The 14,688-nt window shown below is 64.4% G+C and carries 15 protein-coding genes; 11 read left to right on the top strand and 4 right to left on the bottom strand.

The features are described 5' to 3' along the window. Window positions 1-71 precede the first annotated feature (71 nt). From BHD05_RS05425 to pstB, 6 genes are all read left to right on the top strand, one after another. Entirely contained in the window at window positions 72-2,252 is a 2,181-nt protein-coding gene (locus BHD05_RS05425; protein WP_161885531.1) for an RNA degradosome polyphosphate kinase, read from the top strand. Further along, window positions 2,249-3,199, top strand: a complete 951-nt coding sequence (locus tag BHD05_RS05420) for an NUDIX hydrolase (protein WP_236966658.1) — start codon at window positions 2,249-2,251, stop codon at window positions 3,197-3,199. The genes BHD05_RS05425 and BHD05_RS05420 overlap by 4 nt, the downstream gene beginning before the upstream one ends. A gap of 143 nt (window positions 3,200-3,342) precedes the next feature. Beyond that, window positions 3,343-4,440, top strand: a complete 1,098-nt coding sequence (locus BHD05_RS05415; protein WP_161885530.1) for a phosphate ABC transporter substrate-binding protein PstS — start codon at window positions 3,343-3,345, stop codon at window positions 4,438-4,440. A 127-nt stretch (window positions 4,441-4,567) separates the two neighbouring features. Beyond that, window positions 4,568-5,500, top strand: a complete 933-nt coding sequence (gene pstC, locus BHD05_RS05410) for a phosphate ABC transporter permease subunit PstC (protein ID WP_161885529.1) — start codon at window positions 4,568-4,570, stop codon at window positions 5,498-5,500. Continuing rightward, entirely contained in the window at window positions 5,500-6,588 is a 1,089-nt protein-coding gene (pstA, locus tag BHD05_RS05405) for a phosphate ABC transporter permease PstA (protein WP_161885528.1), read from the top strand. Before pstC ends, pstA begins: the two co-directional genes overlap by 1 nt. A 34-nt stretch (window positions 6,589-6,622) precedes the next feature. After that, a complete protein-coding gene (pstB, locus tag BHD05_RS05400; protein WP_161885527.1) occupies window positions 6,623-7,402 on the top strand; it encodes a phosphate ABC transporter ATP-binding protein PstB in 780 nt (259 codons plus the stop codon). Between the two features lie 60 nt (window positions 7,403-7,462). Here pstB and BHD05_RS05395 read toward each other — a convergent pair whose 3' ends face one another. From BHD05_RS05395 to BHD05_RS05380, 4 genes are all read right to left on the bottom strand, one after another. After that, complete coding sequence (locus tag BHD05_RS05395) at window positions 7,463-8,365, bottom strand: anti-sigma factor (RefSeq protein ID WP_161885526.1); 903 nt, start codon at window positions 8,363-8,365, stop codon at window positions 7,463-7,465. Further along, window positions 8,362-8,967 (bottom strand): sigma-70 family RNA polymerase sigma factor, encoded by a 606-nt coding sequence (locus tag BHD05_RS05390; protein WP_161885525.1) that lies wholly within the window; start codon window positions 8,965-8,967, stop codon window positions 8,362-8,364. Before BHD05_RS05390 ends, BHD05_RS05395 begins: the two co-directional genes overlap by 4 nt. A gap of 257 nt (window positions 8,968-9,224) precedes the next feature. After that, the gene (locus BHD05_RS05385; protein ID WP_161885524.1) at window positions 9,225-9,854 is read right to left on the bottom strand and encodes a DNA-directed RNA polymerase subunit beta; all 630 of its coding nucleotides are present in this window, start codon (window positions 9,852-9,854) and stop codon (window positions 9,225-9,227) included. An 842-nt stretch (window positions 9,855-10,696) separates the two neighbouring features. Further along, complete coding sequence (locus tag BHD05_RS05380; protein WP_161885523.1) at window positions 10,697-11,200, bottom strand: hypothetical protein; 504 nt, start codon at window positions 11,198-11,200, stop codon at window positions 10,697-10,699. A 270-nt stretch (window positions 11,201-11,470) separates the two neighbouring features. Here BHD05_RS05380 and BHD05_RS05375 point away from each other — a divergent pair, with 270 nt between their 5' ends. From BHD05_RS05375 to BHD05_RS05355, 5 genes are all read left to right on the top strand, one after another. Next, window positions 11,471-12,241, top strand: coding sequence for a hypothetical protein (locus tag BHD05_RS05375; RefSeq protein WP_161885522.1), 771 nt, complete (start codon window positions 11,471-11,473; stop codon window positions 12,239-12,241). Beyond that, entirely contained in the window at window positions 12,195-12,494 is a 300-nt protein-coding gene (locus tag BHD05_RS05370) for an ATP-binding domain-containing protein (RefSeq protein ID WP_236966656.1), read from the top strand. Before BHD05_RS05375 ends, BHD05_RS05370 begins: the two co-directional genes overlap by 47 nt. Next, window positions 12,437-12,793 (top strand): hypothetical protein, encoded by a 357-nt coding sequence (locus BHD05_RS05365; RefSeq protein WP_202614394.1) that lies wholly within the window; start codon window positions 12,437-12,439, stop codon window positions 12,791-12,793. The genes BHD05_RS05370 and BHD05_RS05365 overlap by 58 nt, the downstream gene beginning before the upstream one ends. A gap of 400 nt (window positions 12,794-13,193) precedes the next feature. Then, window positions 13,194-13,406, top strand: a complete 213-nt coding sequence (locus tag BHD05_RS05360) for a hypothetical protein (protein ID WP_161885519.1) — start codon at window positions 13,194-13,196, stop codon at window positions 13,404-13,406. A 119-nt stretch (window positions 13,407-13,525) separates the two neighbouring features. After that, window positions 13,526-14,644 carry a hypothetical protein gene (locus BHD05_RS05355; RefSeq protein ID WP_161885518.1) on the top strand — a complete coding sequence of 373 codons (1,119 nt, stop codon included), beginning with the start codon at window positions 13,526-13,528 and terminating at the stop codon, window positions 14,642-14,644. Window positions 14,645-14,688: the final 44 nt, after the last annotated feature.

Genomic DNA, 14,688 nt, shown 5'->3' with positions numbered 1-14,688 from the left:
TCGCCCGCGTGGTTCACACCTCGTTCACGAATTCGCGCGGGGCGGCGGTGGCATGGTGTCATGATGGTGCCATGGACAGCGACATCTCTCCCGTGGTCGCCGCCGTCGGCGCGGACTTCCTTGACGACGAGTACGACGACGAGTGGACGTGGTCCGACAACGGCGCCCTCCCGCCCGACCGGTTCCTCGACCGCGAACTGAGCTGGCTCGCGTTCAACACCCGGGTTCTCGAGCTCGCCGAAGACCCCGACCTGCCGCTCCTCGAGCGGGCCAACTTCCTTGCGATCTTCGCCGGCAACCTCGACGAGTTCTTCATGGTGCGCGTTGCGGGTCTCAAACGCCGGATCGTGACCGGCCTCGCCGTTCCGACAAACGTCGGCCGTGCGCCGCGCGACGTGCTCAGCGACATTGCCGCGCGCGCCCACGAGCTGCAGACCCGGCACGCCGCGGCCTTCACCGACCTCGTGAAGCCCGCGCTCGACGACGCCGGGATTCACATCGAGACCTGGGCCGACCTCGGCCCCGCCGACCGGGTGCGCGTCGAGGAGATCTTCTCGTCGCAGATCTTCCCGGTGCTCATGCCCCTCGCCGTCGACCCCGCGCATCCGTTCCCCTACATCTCCGGACTCTCGCTGAACCTGTCGGTGCGTATCCGCAACCCCAAGACCGACCGCGAGGAGTTCGCGCGGCTCAAGGTGCCGCCGGTGCTCGCGCGCTTCGTGCAGCTGCCGGATGACGGAAGCGGGATGCTGCGCTTCATCCCCCTCGAAGACCTCATCTCGAACCACCTCAGTCACCTGTTTCCCGGCATGGAGATCCTCGACCACCACGAGTTTCGCGTCACGCGCAACGAAGACGTGCAGGTTGAGGAGGACGAGTCGGAGAACCTCATCCAGACGCTGGAGCGCGAGCTGCTGCGGCGCCGCTTCGGCCCGCCGATCCGGCTCGAGATCACCGACGACATGGACCCGGTGACCCTCGACCTGCTCGTCCGGGAGCTGGGGATCACCGACCAGGAGGTCTACCGGCTGCCGGCGCCGCTCGACCTCGCTGGCCTGTTCGACATCACGAAGATCGACCGCCCACAGCTGAAGTACCGCAAGCACGTTCCGACAACGGCGACGCAGCTCATGCCGACCGAGCCCGGCGCCAGTCCCGACATCTTCGCCTCGATCGCCCGGCAGGACATCCTGCTGCACCACCCCTACGAGTCGTTCGCGACGAGTGTGCAGGCGTTCCTCGAGCAGGCCGCATCCGACCCCGACGTGCTCGCGATCAAGCAGACCCTCTACCGCACGAGCGGCGACAGCCCGATTGTCGAGGCGCTCATCAACGCCGCCGAGGCCGGCAAGCAGGTGCTCGCCCTGGTCGAGATCAAGGCGAGGTTCGACGAGTCCGCGAACATCAACTGGGCCCGCAAGCTCGAGAAGGCCGGGGTGCATGTCGTCTACGGCATCGTCGGCCTCAAGACCCACTGCAAGCTCGCTCTCGTGGTGCGCCAGGAGGAGGGCCGCCTGCGGCACTACAGCCACATCGGCACCGGCAACTACAACCCGAAGACCTCCCGCCTGTACGAGGACCTCGGCCTGTTGACGGCGGACGATGTCGTCGGCAAGGACCTCACCCGGCTGTTCAACGAGCTCTCCGGCTACGCAATCGAGAAGAAGTTCAAGCGCCTCCTCGTCGCCCCGCTGCACCTGCGCAAGGGACTCATCAAGGCCATCAGGGCGGAGACGGCCGCCGCGCTGGCCGGCTCCCCCTCTGGCATCCAGATCAAGCTCAACTCCATCGTCGACGAAGCGGTGATCGACGCGCTGTACGAGGCGAGCAACGCCGGTGTGCCCGTTCAGATGGTCATCCGCGGAATCTGCACGCTCAAGCCTGGCGTACCGGGGCTCAGCGAGAACATCTCGGTGCGCTCGGTCCTCGGGCGCTATCTGGAGCATTCCCGGATCTTCTCCTTCCACAACGGCGGCAACCCGGACGTCTACATCGGCAGCGCCGACATGATGCACCGCAATCTCGACCGCCGGATCGAGGCGCTCGTGCGGCTCACGAGCCCGGAACACCTGCGCGCCGTCGAGAGCCTCTTCTCCCTCGCGATGTCGGAGGACACGGCCGCGTGGAAGCTCGCGGGCGACGGCATCTGGACCAGGCACCATCTCGCCGCCGATGGCACTCCTCTGCGCGACATGCAGAATGTCATGATGAGGCGGATTTCCCAGCGCAAACGCCCCGGGGTGCGCCGATGACCGTGACTGACCCCTCGACTCTTGTGGCGGCGGGCGTTGTGTGTTGGCGGATGACCGGAGGCAGGGTGCGTGTGCTGCTCGTGCACCGCGCCAACCGCGGAGACATCTCGCTGCCCAAGGGCAAGCTCGAGCCCCGCGAGTCGCTGCCAGAGGCGGCCGTGCGCGAGACGCTCGAGGAGACGGGCCTCGCGGTGACCCTCGGTGCGCCGCTCGGCGAGACCGCGTACTCGCTGCCGACCGGTCGAGACAAGATCGTGCACTACTGGGCGGCGGAAGCGACCGACGCCGTGATCGCGGCGTCGAACTTCGTGCCGAGTTTCGAGGTCACCTCGACCGAGTGGGTCACTCTGAAGGCTGCTCGCGCCAAGCTCAGTTATGAGCGTGACCAGGAACTCATGGACCGGTTTGCCGCACGCGCCGACAGCAACACGCTTCGCACCTTCGCGGTGGTCGCCCTCCGCCACGGCAAGGCCGTCCCCGCGAGCTCCTGGAACGGCCCCGATTCTACGAGGCCGCTCGAGCATGCCGGCATCGAGGAGGCCAAGGCCGCCGCGCGCGCAATCGCCGCGTACCGACCGACAAAGCTCATCAGTAGCACCGCCGCACGCTGCATCTCCACGATCGACCCACTCGCCACGATGCTCGGGCTCGACGTCAAGGCGACGGCCGCGATCAGCCAGGACGCGCACGAAGACGGCGTCGCCAACGTGCACCGCATCGTGAGCAAGCGGGTCGCCAGGCGGCAGACCGCGGTGCTCTGCAGCCATGGTCCGGTGCTTCCCGACATCATCGACGAAGTCGCCACCTGTGCGGGAAGCGCCCGCGATGGGACGCTGCGCCAGGCGGCCTCGCTTGCGACCGGCGACTTCGCCGTCGTGCACCTCTCGATCGCAGATCCGACCGCCGGAATCGTCGCCGTCGAGGTTCACTCCCCCGCCAGCTTCTGACACCCCTCGCAAGTGCGTCGTTCGCTGCCTGTTCACCTTCCGTTCACCAAAACAGTCGAACGTGGTCATCGGCACTGAGTAACGTCACGTCGTGGGCCAGCACCGGCCCGACACAGCAAACAGCACCTCCCGAAGGGAACATCGTGAACTCCACACGTTTCGGCCGCGCGGCCGTCATCGCCATTGCAGGCACCATCCTGCTCTCCTCCTGCGCCTCCAACGAGGGCGGGACCACGGACACCGAGACCGACACGGGCTCCGAGTTCACCGGCACCCTGGTCGGAGCCGGGTCGTCCGCCGTCGGCGCGGCGCAGCAGACCTGGATCGCCGAGTACCAGATGGCAAATGAGGGTGTCACCATCAACTACGATCCCTCCGGCTCCGGAGCCGGCCGCGAGACCTTCCTCGCCGGCGGCAGCGGCTTCGCGGGAACCGACCGTGCATTCAACGACGAAGAGGTCGCCGCCGGCGGCTTCGCGTCGTGCGCACCGGACAGCGGCATCGTGCAGCTCCCGCTCTACGTCTCGCCCATCGCCGTGATCTTCAACCTCGACGGCATCGACTCGCTCAACCTCGACCCTGCGACGATCGCGGGCATCTTCTCCGGCGAGATCGCGTCGTGGGACGCGCCGGAGATCGCCGCGCTCAACGAGGGCGCCGAGCTCCCGTCCACGACGATCACCGCAGTGCACCGCTCGGATGACTCCGGCACGACCGAGAACTTCACCGACTACCTTGCCGCCACCGCTCCCGATGTGTGGACCTACGAGGCCGACGGCGTCTGGCCGATCGAGTCCGGCGAGGCTGCGCAGGGCACCTCCGGTGTCGTCGACGCGGTGACCAACGGAACCGGCACCATCGGCTATGCGGATGCCTCGCGTGCCGGTGACCTCGGAACCGTCGCTGTCCAGGTCGGCGACGAGTTCGTCGAGTACTCCCCCGAAGCCGCAGCGGCCATCGTGGACGCCTCGCCGTTCATCGAGGGGCGCCCCGACTTCGACCTCTCGATCAACCTCGACCGCACCTCTGACGCCGCAGGTGTCTACCCGATCGTTCTCGTCGCCTACCTCGTCGGATGCGAGACGTACCTCGACTCCGAGCAGGGGGCCCTCGTGAAGGACTACTTCACCTACATGGCGAGCTCCGAGGGCCAGGCAGTAGCCGCGGCCGATGCCGGCTCGGCTCCGATCTCCGACACGCTCTTCGAGAAGGTGACGGCTGCAATCGACATCATGAGCTAGTAGCGTAATCCGGGTCGATTGGCTGCGGCGATCGTGTCTTCGACATGACTCGCCGCAGCCTGTCGGTTGGGTCCCGCCCCTCAGCCTCCCCCACACCCCCCGCAGACGGGCCGCAGGAAGAATCACTATGACAGCAGCGATACCACGCGCGAAGGTCCGCCCCGCAGACCGCATCTTCTCCGGGAGCACCCTCTTCGCGGGAGTGCTCATCCTCGCGGCCCTCGCGGCCGTCGCCCTGTTCCTCATAGTTCAGAGCATCCCCGCACTCGTTGCCGACCCGGCCGAACTCGAAGGATCCCCGACGAGCTTCTGGGCCTACGTCGCCCCCCTCGCCTTTGGAACCGTCTGGGCCGCGTCCCTCGCGCTGCTCATCGCCTTCCCGCTGTCGATCGGTATCGCCCTCTTCATCTCTCACTACGCCCCCCGCCGCATCGCACAGGGGCTCGGCTACATCATCGACCTTCTCGCCGCGGTGCCATCTGTGGTATTCGGGCTCTGGGGCATCAAGGTGCTCGCACCGTTTCTGACACCGTTCTACGACTGGCTCGTCACCAATTTCGGTTGGTTCCCACTGTTCGCGCCGCCGGTGTCGGGCACTGGCCGAACCGTGCTCACCGTCGCCATCGTGCTCGCTGTCATGATCATTCCGATCATCACCGCTCTCTCGCGGGAGATCTTCCTGCAGACCCCGAGACTGCACGAGGAGGCGGCCCTCGCCCTCGGCGCCACCCGCTTGGAAATGATTCAGATGGCCGTACTGCCGTTCGGCCGCGCCGGCATCGTCTCGGCCGCGATGCTCGGGCTCGGCCGCGCACTCGGCGAGACGATGGTTGTCGCCATGGTGCTGTCGCCGGCGGTGGTGATCAGCTTCGTACTCACGAGCTCGACCAACCCGTCCACGATCGCAGGCAACATTGCCCTGAAGTTCCCCGACGCCTATGGGGTCGGCGTCAATGCGCTCATCGCGACGGGACTCATTCTCTTCATCATCACGCTCGTCATCAACTCGATCGCCCGATTTGTCGTCAACCGCCGCAAGGCGTTCTCTGGAGCGAACTAGTGACCACCACCCTCGCACCGGCGACCACCGGAATAACCAACACGCTCACCGCCAGCAGGCTGCCCAAATGGGCCACCTGGGCGATTCTCGGCGGAAGCTTGGCGGTCGCGGCCGGTGTGTTCGCGATCGTGCAGCTCAGCACGGGCGGCGACTTTTCAATTGTCGGCGCAGTCTTCTTTGGCACGGTGCTGTTCAACATCATGCTGTTCGCGCTCTCCTACCTCGTCGAGGGGGGCCGCCAAGCGCGCAACAGGCTCGTCACCTCCCTTGTCGTCACGGCCTTCCTGATCGCCCTCATCCCGCTGCTGTCGCTCGTCTGGACGGTGCTGGGCAATGGCATCGCCCGGTTCGACCCCGCGTTCTTCAGCCAGTCGATGCGCAACGTCGTCGGCGAAGGCGGCGGCGCCCTGCACGCAATCGTAGGCACGCTCCTGATCACCGGCACAGCAACGCTCATCTCGGTGCCGGTGGGGCTTCTGACCGCCATCTACCTCGTCGAGTATGGGCACGGGGCCCTCGCGCGGGCGATCACCTTCTTCGTTGACGTAATGACCGGCATCCCGTCGATCGTTGCCGGCCTGTTCGCGTTCGCCTTCTTCTCCCTGATCACCGGTGATCCGGGTATCCGGTTCGGATTCGGCGGCGCAGTCGCCCTGTCGCTCCTGATGACCCCCGTGGTCGTGCGTTCGTCAGAGGAGATGCTGAAGATCGTGCCGAACGAGCTGCGCGAGGCGGCCTACGCGCTCGGCGTTCCGAAGTGGCTGACCATTCTCAAGGTCGTCATTCCCACCTCGATCGCGGGGATCACGACGGGCGTCACGCTCGCGATCGCCAGGGTGATAGGGGAGACGGCGCCACTGCTCCTCATCGCCGGCTTCACCTCGAGCATGAATTACGACCTGTTCAACAACCGCATCATGACCCTGCCCGTGTTCGTGTACACCCAGTACGCGACGCCGGGAACCGACGTGCAGGCCTATCTCGACCGGGCCTGGGCCGCCGCCCTCACCCTCGTGCTCATCGTCATGGCACTCAACCTCATCGCCCGGCTCATCGCGAAGTTCTTCTCGCCCAAGCTCGGCCGCTAACGCTGCACCCGTCAGACCCAAAGGAAACAAACCTGTGTCAAAGCGCATTGAAGTGAACGACCTCAACGTCTACTACGGCAAGTTCAAGGCCGTGGAAGACGTGACTCTGACGATCGAGCCGCGAACGGTCACGGCGTTCATCGGCCCGAGCGGGTGCGGCAAGACCACGTTCCTGCGCACGCTCAACCGCATGCACGAGGTGATCCCCGGCGCGTATGTCGAGGGTGAGGTCATGATCGACGGCAACAACCTCTACGGCCCCGGCGTCGACCCTGTGCTCGTGCGCCGCCAGGTTGGAATGGTCTTCCAGCGCCCGAACCCGTTCCCGACGATGTCGATCCGCGAGAACGTACTCGCCGGTGTCAAGCTCAACAACCGCCGGATGTCAAAGTCCGACAGCGACGGCCTCGTCGAGGAGTCGCTGCGTGGGGCGAACCTCTGGAACGAGGTCAAGGACCGCCTCGACAAGCCCGGCTCCGGCCTTTCCGGCGGCCAGCAGCAGCGCCTGTGCATCGCGCGCGCCATGGCGGTCTCGCCCGAGGTCATCCTCATGGACGAGCCGTGCTCCGCCCTCGACCCGATCTCGACCCTCGCGATCGAGGACCTCATCGAGGAGCTCAAGAAGGACTTCACGATCGTGATCGTGACCCACAATATGCAGCAGGCGAGCCGTGTCTCCGACCGCACTGCGTTCTTCACGATCGCCGGCACCGGTCAGCCCGGCAAGCTCATCGAGTACGACGACACCACGACGATCTTCTCCAAGCCGAGCATCCAGGCGACAGAGGACTACGTCTCGGGCAAGTTCGGGTAGGTCCCGGCAGACGAATGCCCCCGCGACCTCATGGGACCGGGGGCATTGCTGTGTTGCGGGTCAGGCGTCTTCGATCACAACGATCGGGGTCGTCGTCGGCTGCGCGGAGCCGCCCTGCGGCTCCACACTCATGCCAACGGCGCTCGCCTCGCCGATCGATCCCTCGAGAATGCGCCATTCCTGTTCTGACGAGGCACTGAAGGTACCTGCGCTGACGGCGCCGGCATCGCCGATGTACCAGAGCTGGTACACGAGGTCCCCGGTGAGCTCGGGGAGCGAGTCGAACATCATCGCCGAACGCTGGAGCGACTCGGACCAAACGAGGGTCGCCGTTCCGCCGCCGCTCACCGACGACTCGGAGCGTTCGACGTCGGGCGCGGCGGTCAGCTCCGCGAGGCTCGCGGCCTGCGCCATCGCGTTCTGGTAGTTCGCGTCGGTGAACTGCTGCCCGACGACGGCGCCGCCGGCGAAGAGCGCGACGGCCGCCGCGGCAGCCAGGAGCATCGTCATCGGCCTGCGGTACCAGCGGGCCTGTGCGCGTGCTTCGGCGCTGCGCGTGGTGCCTGCGGCGATTTCGCGAATGCTGGCCTGGTCCTCGCTCGTGGGGACGGCGTCGGCCTCGGCGGTCGGAAGCAGGGCGACGGCGACAAGCGGCGTGACAGCGGCATCCGTCTCCGCATGCGGTGCCTCCGCGTGCGGTGCCTCCGCGTGCGGTGCCCGCCCGGACCCGAGCTGCGGGGTGGTCGAAATCAGCGCCATGAGGTTGGCCTTGAACTCGGGTGATGGAGTTACCGGGGGGGACGCGAGTCCCAGCATCACTGCGGTGTCAGACAATTCGGTCACCTCCGTTCGGGCTTCTTCTGATTCGGCGAGGTAGCCGTCGACGGCGGCCCGCTCGGATTCGTCGAGGGCGTTGAGTGCATACGCTCCGGTGAGGAGGTGTAGTTCATCGCGTTCGGTCACGATGCGACTCCCAGTTCGTCGCGAAGTCTGATCATGCCGTCACGAAGGCGGGTCTTCACCGTGCCGATGGGCACCTTGAGGAGCGCCGCGACCTCGCTGTGGCTGTAACCGCCGTAATACGCGAGGCAGACGGCTTGGCGCTGCAATGCTGTCAATCGCTCCATGGCCCCCTTCACTCTCTCGTGCTCGATGGTGACTTCAACTGTTTCTGAAACATGATCGTACTCCGGGGCAAAGTCCCGGATTCCGACCTTGGTGTCGCGGTCCCGGGAGGACTGCGACGATCGGATCCTGTCGACGGCACGCCTGTGCGCCATAGTCAGGATCCACGTTGACGCGCCACCCTTTTTCTCGTCGAAACGAGAGGCGGTCTGCCAAATCTCCAGGAAGACTTCCTGGGCTACTTCTTCGGACTGCGCATGATCAATGAGCAGACGACGGATGAGTCCGAGAACTCGGGGGGCGACGTCGTCATACAGCCGACTGAACGCCTGCTGATCGCCCTCTGCGATTCGACGCAGGAGCTCCTCTTTCGAGACGCTCTCAACGTCGGACGCGAAGTCCTCACTGGGTTCTCTGAAGCTGGGCACGAGTCTAAGCATGCCAAACATTCCCCACCATCGCGTGCGCCACGGGTGCACCACACTCGATTGTCATACTTCTTTGTTCGACACGGACGACGGATCCGATTGGTCGGCGGCCCCGATCGGTGACGAGCACAAGGAAGGCGAGATGTGGCCGAACCGCAGAACGCCTCTCGGCGTGCGGCCGCTCTAGGCGGCGAATATTGGAGCCCGGGGTTACTGCGGTCCGGCCATGGCCCGAAGGCCAGTTACCAGTCTAAGCACAGCCGGCTGGGTCAATCCAGTTTGCCGCTACGCCACGAGCGAGCACAGGCGCTGAACTCGCTTGCGGTGTGCGAGAGACGAAGTGCCTTGGTCGTGAGCTCCGTCGCGCGCGCGGGATCCGCGACGTCCACGTCGTCCGCGACGCTCGCGGCTCCGGTCGACGTGACGCGGCAGAACGCGGCCGCGCGGTCCAGTGCGATGCCGAAGTCGCCCTCGAATACCCCCCGCAGGATCTCGTCCGCGAGCTGGATGATCTCGGCCGGCCCCGTGGGGCTCGTCGCGCCAGCGACCACGGGGTCGATTGTCGCGGCCATCTCGGTGCCGCGCTGGTAGAAGAAGCTCGTGCCTTGGGCATCCTGCCGGATGAGCGATCGCATGAGGTAGATGCGCCACAGAGCCCCTGGGAGCGACCTCGCGCTCGCGCGTGACCAGAGTTCGGCGACCGCGTCGATGCCGTGGTCGTCGGTGTACGCGACCAGCCGCTCGACGACCCCGGGGTCGGAGCTGAACCGCACACGGGCCAGCAGCGCGTGCGCCGTCTCGTGGGCGACACGGCTGATCTGGGCTGGGTCGTCGCCGCCCATCATGCTCTCGAACTTCGCGCCCGAGAACTGGGTCGGCTTGTGGAACTCGTCGGTCATCACAGTCCAGACTATGCCAGTCGCCGCGCGACCCGAAAAAGCCCGGTAGATTTGTCGGGCAGGGGCCTCTAGCTCAGTTGGTAGAGCACCGGTTATCTATGCACTCGTGGGTACGTGGCAGGAGAACAAAAGAGGTTGACGGCGTGAACATGTTGTCAGCAAGGTAAAACTTCCCCCAAAAAGTGGTGTTGCTGTTAGTGTGATCAAATGCCCCTGTAGCTCAGCTGGTTAGAGCATCGGACTTCTACAAACAAAAAAATGGAGCGCCAGCGCAGAAATGTGTTGGATGAACGCCGCTATATGCTGGAACACCCTTAGAGCCTTAGGTACTCGTCCGATACTGGGCAGTGAAAATCCGATGGATTGGGCAATCAGCAGGTAACCGCAAGGGAACCTCAGAGACTACACGCGGCGCACCTGACCGGTTCGGCCGAAGGTGGTGATATAGTCCAGACTGCAAGCCGTTCAGGCGGTGGCTAGGGAGACCTAGTGCAGCAGGTTAATCCGTGGGTCCAGGGTTCGAATCCCTGCGGGGGCACCCCGGGTCATTCCGGAAATACTTGGATGAGTTTCCGGATATTGATCGGACGAAGGGTCGGCACGGTTGTGAAACCGTTTCGGTCCTTTTTCTTTTCCCGCGATTAGTCGCTCCTGCCAATCCGCGCGTCGCGGGGCGCAGTAGATAGCAATTCGGCCTACGTCAGGGCAGGCCGCATTGTTTTGGTTGTTCGGGAGAAGCGTGAGTGTCGTGTGCTAGGTGAGCGTGAGCGGGGCTGCGCGGGATCCAGCGCTCCCGCCGTTCTGAGTACCCGGCGTCTTCAGTTCATCCGCTAAGGCGTTCGTTACACTCGACCGCGGCTGATTATGATGCGGACGCCTATTTGGAGCACGGTCTCGATGTAAGGCATCGCCGCTGCCATTGTCTTGGTTTGGCGGTCAGCACTTGCCTGCTGGGCAAGGAACTGCTTGTTCTCGGTGTCCTTCGCAACGACCATCTGGCCGTTTTCGATCAGTGTCTCGATTAAGAAGCGCCAGCGCTCATCGCTGATGTTGTCCTTGTTCAATTCGCCCGCAATGACCTCGCGAATCTGAGCAAGCGCAGCGAGCGCCTGTTGGTTGCTCGCGTCGTTCGACGACAGGGTCGCCTTCAACGTGTCCTCGACGGCAGCAATGGCCTTCAGTGCGTACTTCTGCAGCTCGGGATTCGTCTTCATGAGCTGCACTTGCAGCTCCTCGGGAATGTCGTCGAAGAGCGCAACCAACTCAGCGAGCTTCTCCTCTGGCAAGTTGTCGAGTGAGAACTCGCCGAGCGCCTTCGCGATCTCGTCCTTATTGTTAAGCGTCATCGGGCAACTCCATTCGTTGGATGGGGACGTTTGTAAGTGCCCACGATACTGACTCACCTTTAGCGCGGCGAGTCTCTTGCGTGCGTCAACGGCTGCTCTTTCGGATTTGGCGACTTCCCTCGTTGCCTTGGCTACGTCGGTGTCATGCTTGCGAGTCACCGCGACTATCCGGTCCGAGGCTTTGACAATCCGCTCGGACGTCAAGATACCGCGCGTCAGCTCGCACTCCGGACAGTACGTTGTCGATCCAGACCAGTAGCGATTGGCGTGATGGACGCTTCGCTCGGCGCGGTGCCCGCACGTGAGAGCGAGTCTTCAGATGTCGAGTTATTCTTCGCGGCGCACGTGCCCACTCAGGATTCGCGAGATGTTTTCAATCTGGCCCTGCGAGAGCGTAAGCAGCGGGCAGCACAGACCGCAGTGCGACACCCGCGATTCCTGCATGCTCCAGCGGTGCGATTGGTAGTCCGGGTGGAGTTGTCTGAACTGCACCTCCGCACGGTCGTGCTCGACCCGTTCCTCGGAGGAGAGGTGCATGACGGGCGGCCAACTTCCGAGGTCGTCGATCACCGGGAGACCACAGCCTCGACAGGGTTTGCCGGCGGCAGCTTGCTCACGCGTCAGGTACATGCCCTTCTCGCGCCACTCGCGCTGCTTGTCTTAGCGGCGATGCGCCTGCGCCTCGTTATTCAGAGCGGCGGTCAGACGACGCTTCTATTCGCGAATCTGTTTTTGCTCATCGGTGAGTGCCAGGGCGGTGGGTTACGCGTTTGGGGAGGCGGTGAATCGGTCCCGAAGGATCTCTACGATGTTGTCTCGGTAGCGCTGCTTCACTCGGTGCTTGGTTCCCGCATTCGTCTCGCGGATGAGCTTGCCGATCGACTCGGCGTGACGAAAGGTGCCGCCTGCTGCGAAATACGCTCGAAGCCGGACATCCACGTCGACCGGATACCCTTCGGCGGCGAAGGCGCGGACCAACTGGACGACCGCATCCTTGCCTCGACCCGAACTCAGGCCGTTGTACTGCTCGTCGATCATTGACTCAGCGTCGACCATCCACCGTGCCCAAGGTCTCACGGCCGACACCGCGCACGTGCTCGCAGACTCCTCGACGTCACATGAGCTGGCCTACGTCGGTCTCACCCGGGGTAAGGAAGCGAACCACCTGTACGTCGAGACCGAGGAGGCTCAGCCGGTGAGTGACGTAAGGACTTCATCGCCGGCAACACCGATGGGATGCTCTCTGCTCACGAGACCATCCGTGCCGAGCAGGCCCGGGTGGACGACCTGTTGACCCTCATCGACCAGTGCGGGGATGTCGCAGAGCGCGCGAACGCCGTCCGGTTCGATCAGCTTGTGCACCAGGTGCTCGGCATCGGCCACGCTCGTACCCTCACCAGCTCGGAGAGTTGGGGAGCTGTCAGCTCGGCGTTGTCCCGTGCCGAGGAACAGAAGATGGACCCTGCCGTTCTTTCGCGCACGAGCTGGGGCGGCCGCGAGCTGGAGACCGTCGATGACATCGGCGCGGTGATGTCCTTCCGGATGCAAGGTCACATCGAACGGGCGCTGGCGGCAGACGTCGACCAGACGTAGCCCTGCACCATCGAGCGGCCGCCCGTGGCCGAGTGGATTGCGGATCGCCGCACGCTCGACGCCTCGCAGACCGACCCGGTGGCGCGATCACCTGGCTGAACGGTACGAGTATCTGGCCGCCCGCCTCGAGGAACGAGGCGCGACGGTCGCGGCCTAGGAGCCCGAGTGCACGCGGCAGTTGAGCGATGTCCCCGCGCACGTCGACACGAGTGGGGGCGACTCGCGGCCCGCGTGACCGCCATGCACAAGTCTCAGACACTCAGGTCGCAGCCGAGCGCGGGCGACGCCGAACGGCCGAGGGCCACCGCAGTCGCTCAGAAAGCCATGGAGACCGCGATGGCAAGGGCCGACCCGAGAGCACCGCACCGCACCGAGAAAAGCCCGTACGGCTCTGGACACGATGCGCGAATCTAACCGGACCAAGGCCGAGCAGCAGCGCGAGACGCAACGCCGCGCCGGCCTGATCGTGAAGGCCAGTCAGGCTACCCGCAGCGCCCAGGCGCAGCGCCCGAAGGTCAACGCACCCGCGACGACGGACGCGAGCGGTAGACCGCGCGGCCGAATGGACACAGCGAGTATCCGCAACGCCTCGATCAGGCGTCCCGGCTGCTGACGGGAGACTCTCCTGCGATGCGGTATGTGCGCACCATGGCTGGACCTGTATCCAACTCCGGTCACCACAATGTGCGCCGGTTTGCCGGTAACGTCTGCCCTAAACCAAAGGAGATCTCAGTGGACGCATCCGACTTCCTGTTGCAGCTGACCATAGCGATCATCGGGGCGCTATTCGGTGCGTTGTTTGCGAGGGTCCTTCCGGGGGCCAAAGCTTCCCCCTCGGGAAGCTCTATCAAGATCCGTGGCAACACCTTCCTCGGGGACGTGCGAATAGGTGACACGACGTTGAAAGTCAGCAATGACAACAGGGTTATCATCGGCGCTGCGGACGCCTCGACCATCTCCAAGCAGGTGCGATACAACACTCCGGAGAAGGACGCTGAGCGCGAGGAGAACCTACGACTCCAGCACCAGCGCAAAGCCGAGGAGAGGCGGCAGAAGGAGCGGGAGAAGGCGCATCAGGACGAGCTTGCACGGATACGAGGTGACAAACCTGCTTCCAATACCGGTGATGACTGGTTCTGGCCGAAGGTGATTGCCGCGGGCATCGTGGTAGCACTGGTCGTCACCGGCTACGTCCTATTCCGTGAGCAGGTGATCCTGGTCATCACCTGGATTGCTTCGTTTGCGCTGGGGTTCTCGATCTCTGCTGTGCTGTACACAGCGCTCCGGAGAGTCGTACTCAGAGGCTGGCTGACCTTTCAACTCTTGTTCAACATCGTCCTCGCTTTCGGTCTGATGCTCTCCCTCAACTGGCTGTCCACTCCAGCTGCTGGTGCTAACCAGGCCGCGTATCAAGCGATCCTAAACGCTGGCGGTATCGACCTGGTTGAGCTCGTCACGGGGTTATTGGACAGCGAACGTCGCGGCCCATACGCCACTTTGATCCTTCAGGTGGCCGGTTTCTTCCCGCTCGTCCTCAGCCTTGGTTTTGTGATCTGCCACGCTGTGTCGGTGTTTGCGATCGCCCGGTACGCCGTTCTCGTAAGGAAGGACCCGGACTATGTCGCTTCACGGCCGCAGCGGGTGGCGATGAAACTATTTCGCGGTCCCAATTTCCCTTTTTGGGCCGCGATGATCCTTGCGGCTCTAGCATTCCTCTTGGTCAGCGGGTACGTCAGCGAGTTCATTCAATGGGTAAGCCGGAACAACGAGGATCGGATCGGGGAGCTCTTCACGCCGACGCCGACACCACCGCCGGTCCTGCCGGAACCAGCGCCGACGGTCGCTCCATGACATGCGCTGGATATCCTTCTAGCCCGACTCTCGGCGGGGCCAGA

Source organism: Marisediminicola antarctica (genome assembly GCF_009930795.1).
Lineage (GTDB): Bacteria > Actinomycetota > Actinomycetes > Actinomycetales > Microbacteriaceae > Marisediminicola > Marisediminicola antarctica.
The sequence above is the reverse complement of the archived record's forward strand: the minus strand, read 5'-3'. Positions and strand labels throughout refer to the sequence as shown.

Bases quoted from the DNA above. Each gene is read 5' to 3' on its own strand.
- BHD05_RS05425 (WP_161885531.1), top strand. From the start codon at position 72: ATGGACAGCGACATCTCTCCCGTGGTCGCCGCCGTCGGCGCGGACTTC.
- BHD05_RS05420 (WP_236966658.1), top strand. From the start codon at position 2,249: ATGACCGTGACTGACCCCTCGACTCTTGTGGCGGCGGGCGTTGTGTGT.
- pstC (WP_161885529.1), top strand. From the start codon at position 4,568: ATGACAGCAGCGATACCACGCGCGAAGGTCCGCCCCGCAGACCGCATC.
- BHD05_RS05390 (WP_161885525.1), bottom strand. From the start codon at position 8,967: ATGCTTAGACTCGTGCCCAGCTTCAGAGAACCCAGTGAGGACTTCGCG.
- BHD05_RS05385 (WP_161885524.1), bottom strand. From the start codon at position 9,854: ATGACCGACGAGTTCCACAAGCCGACCCAGTTCTCGGGCGCGAAGTTC.
- BHD05_RS05380 (WP_161885523.1), bottom strand. From the start codon at position 11,200: ATGACGCTTAACAATAAGGACGAGATCGCGAAGGCGCTCGGCGAGTTC.
- BHD05_RS05375 (WP_161885522.1), top strand. From the start codon at position 11,471: ATGGACGCTTCGCTCGGCGCGGTGCCCGCACGTGAGAGCGAGTCTTCA.
- BHD05_RS05365 (WP_202614394.1), top strand. From the start codon at position 12,437: ATGCTCTCTGCTCACGAGACCATCCGTGCCGAGCAGGCCCGGGTGGAC.
- BHD05_RS05360 (WP_161885519.1), top strand. From the start codon at position 13,194: ATGCGCGAATCTAACCGGACCAAGGCCGAGCAGCAGCGCGAGACGCAA.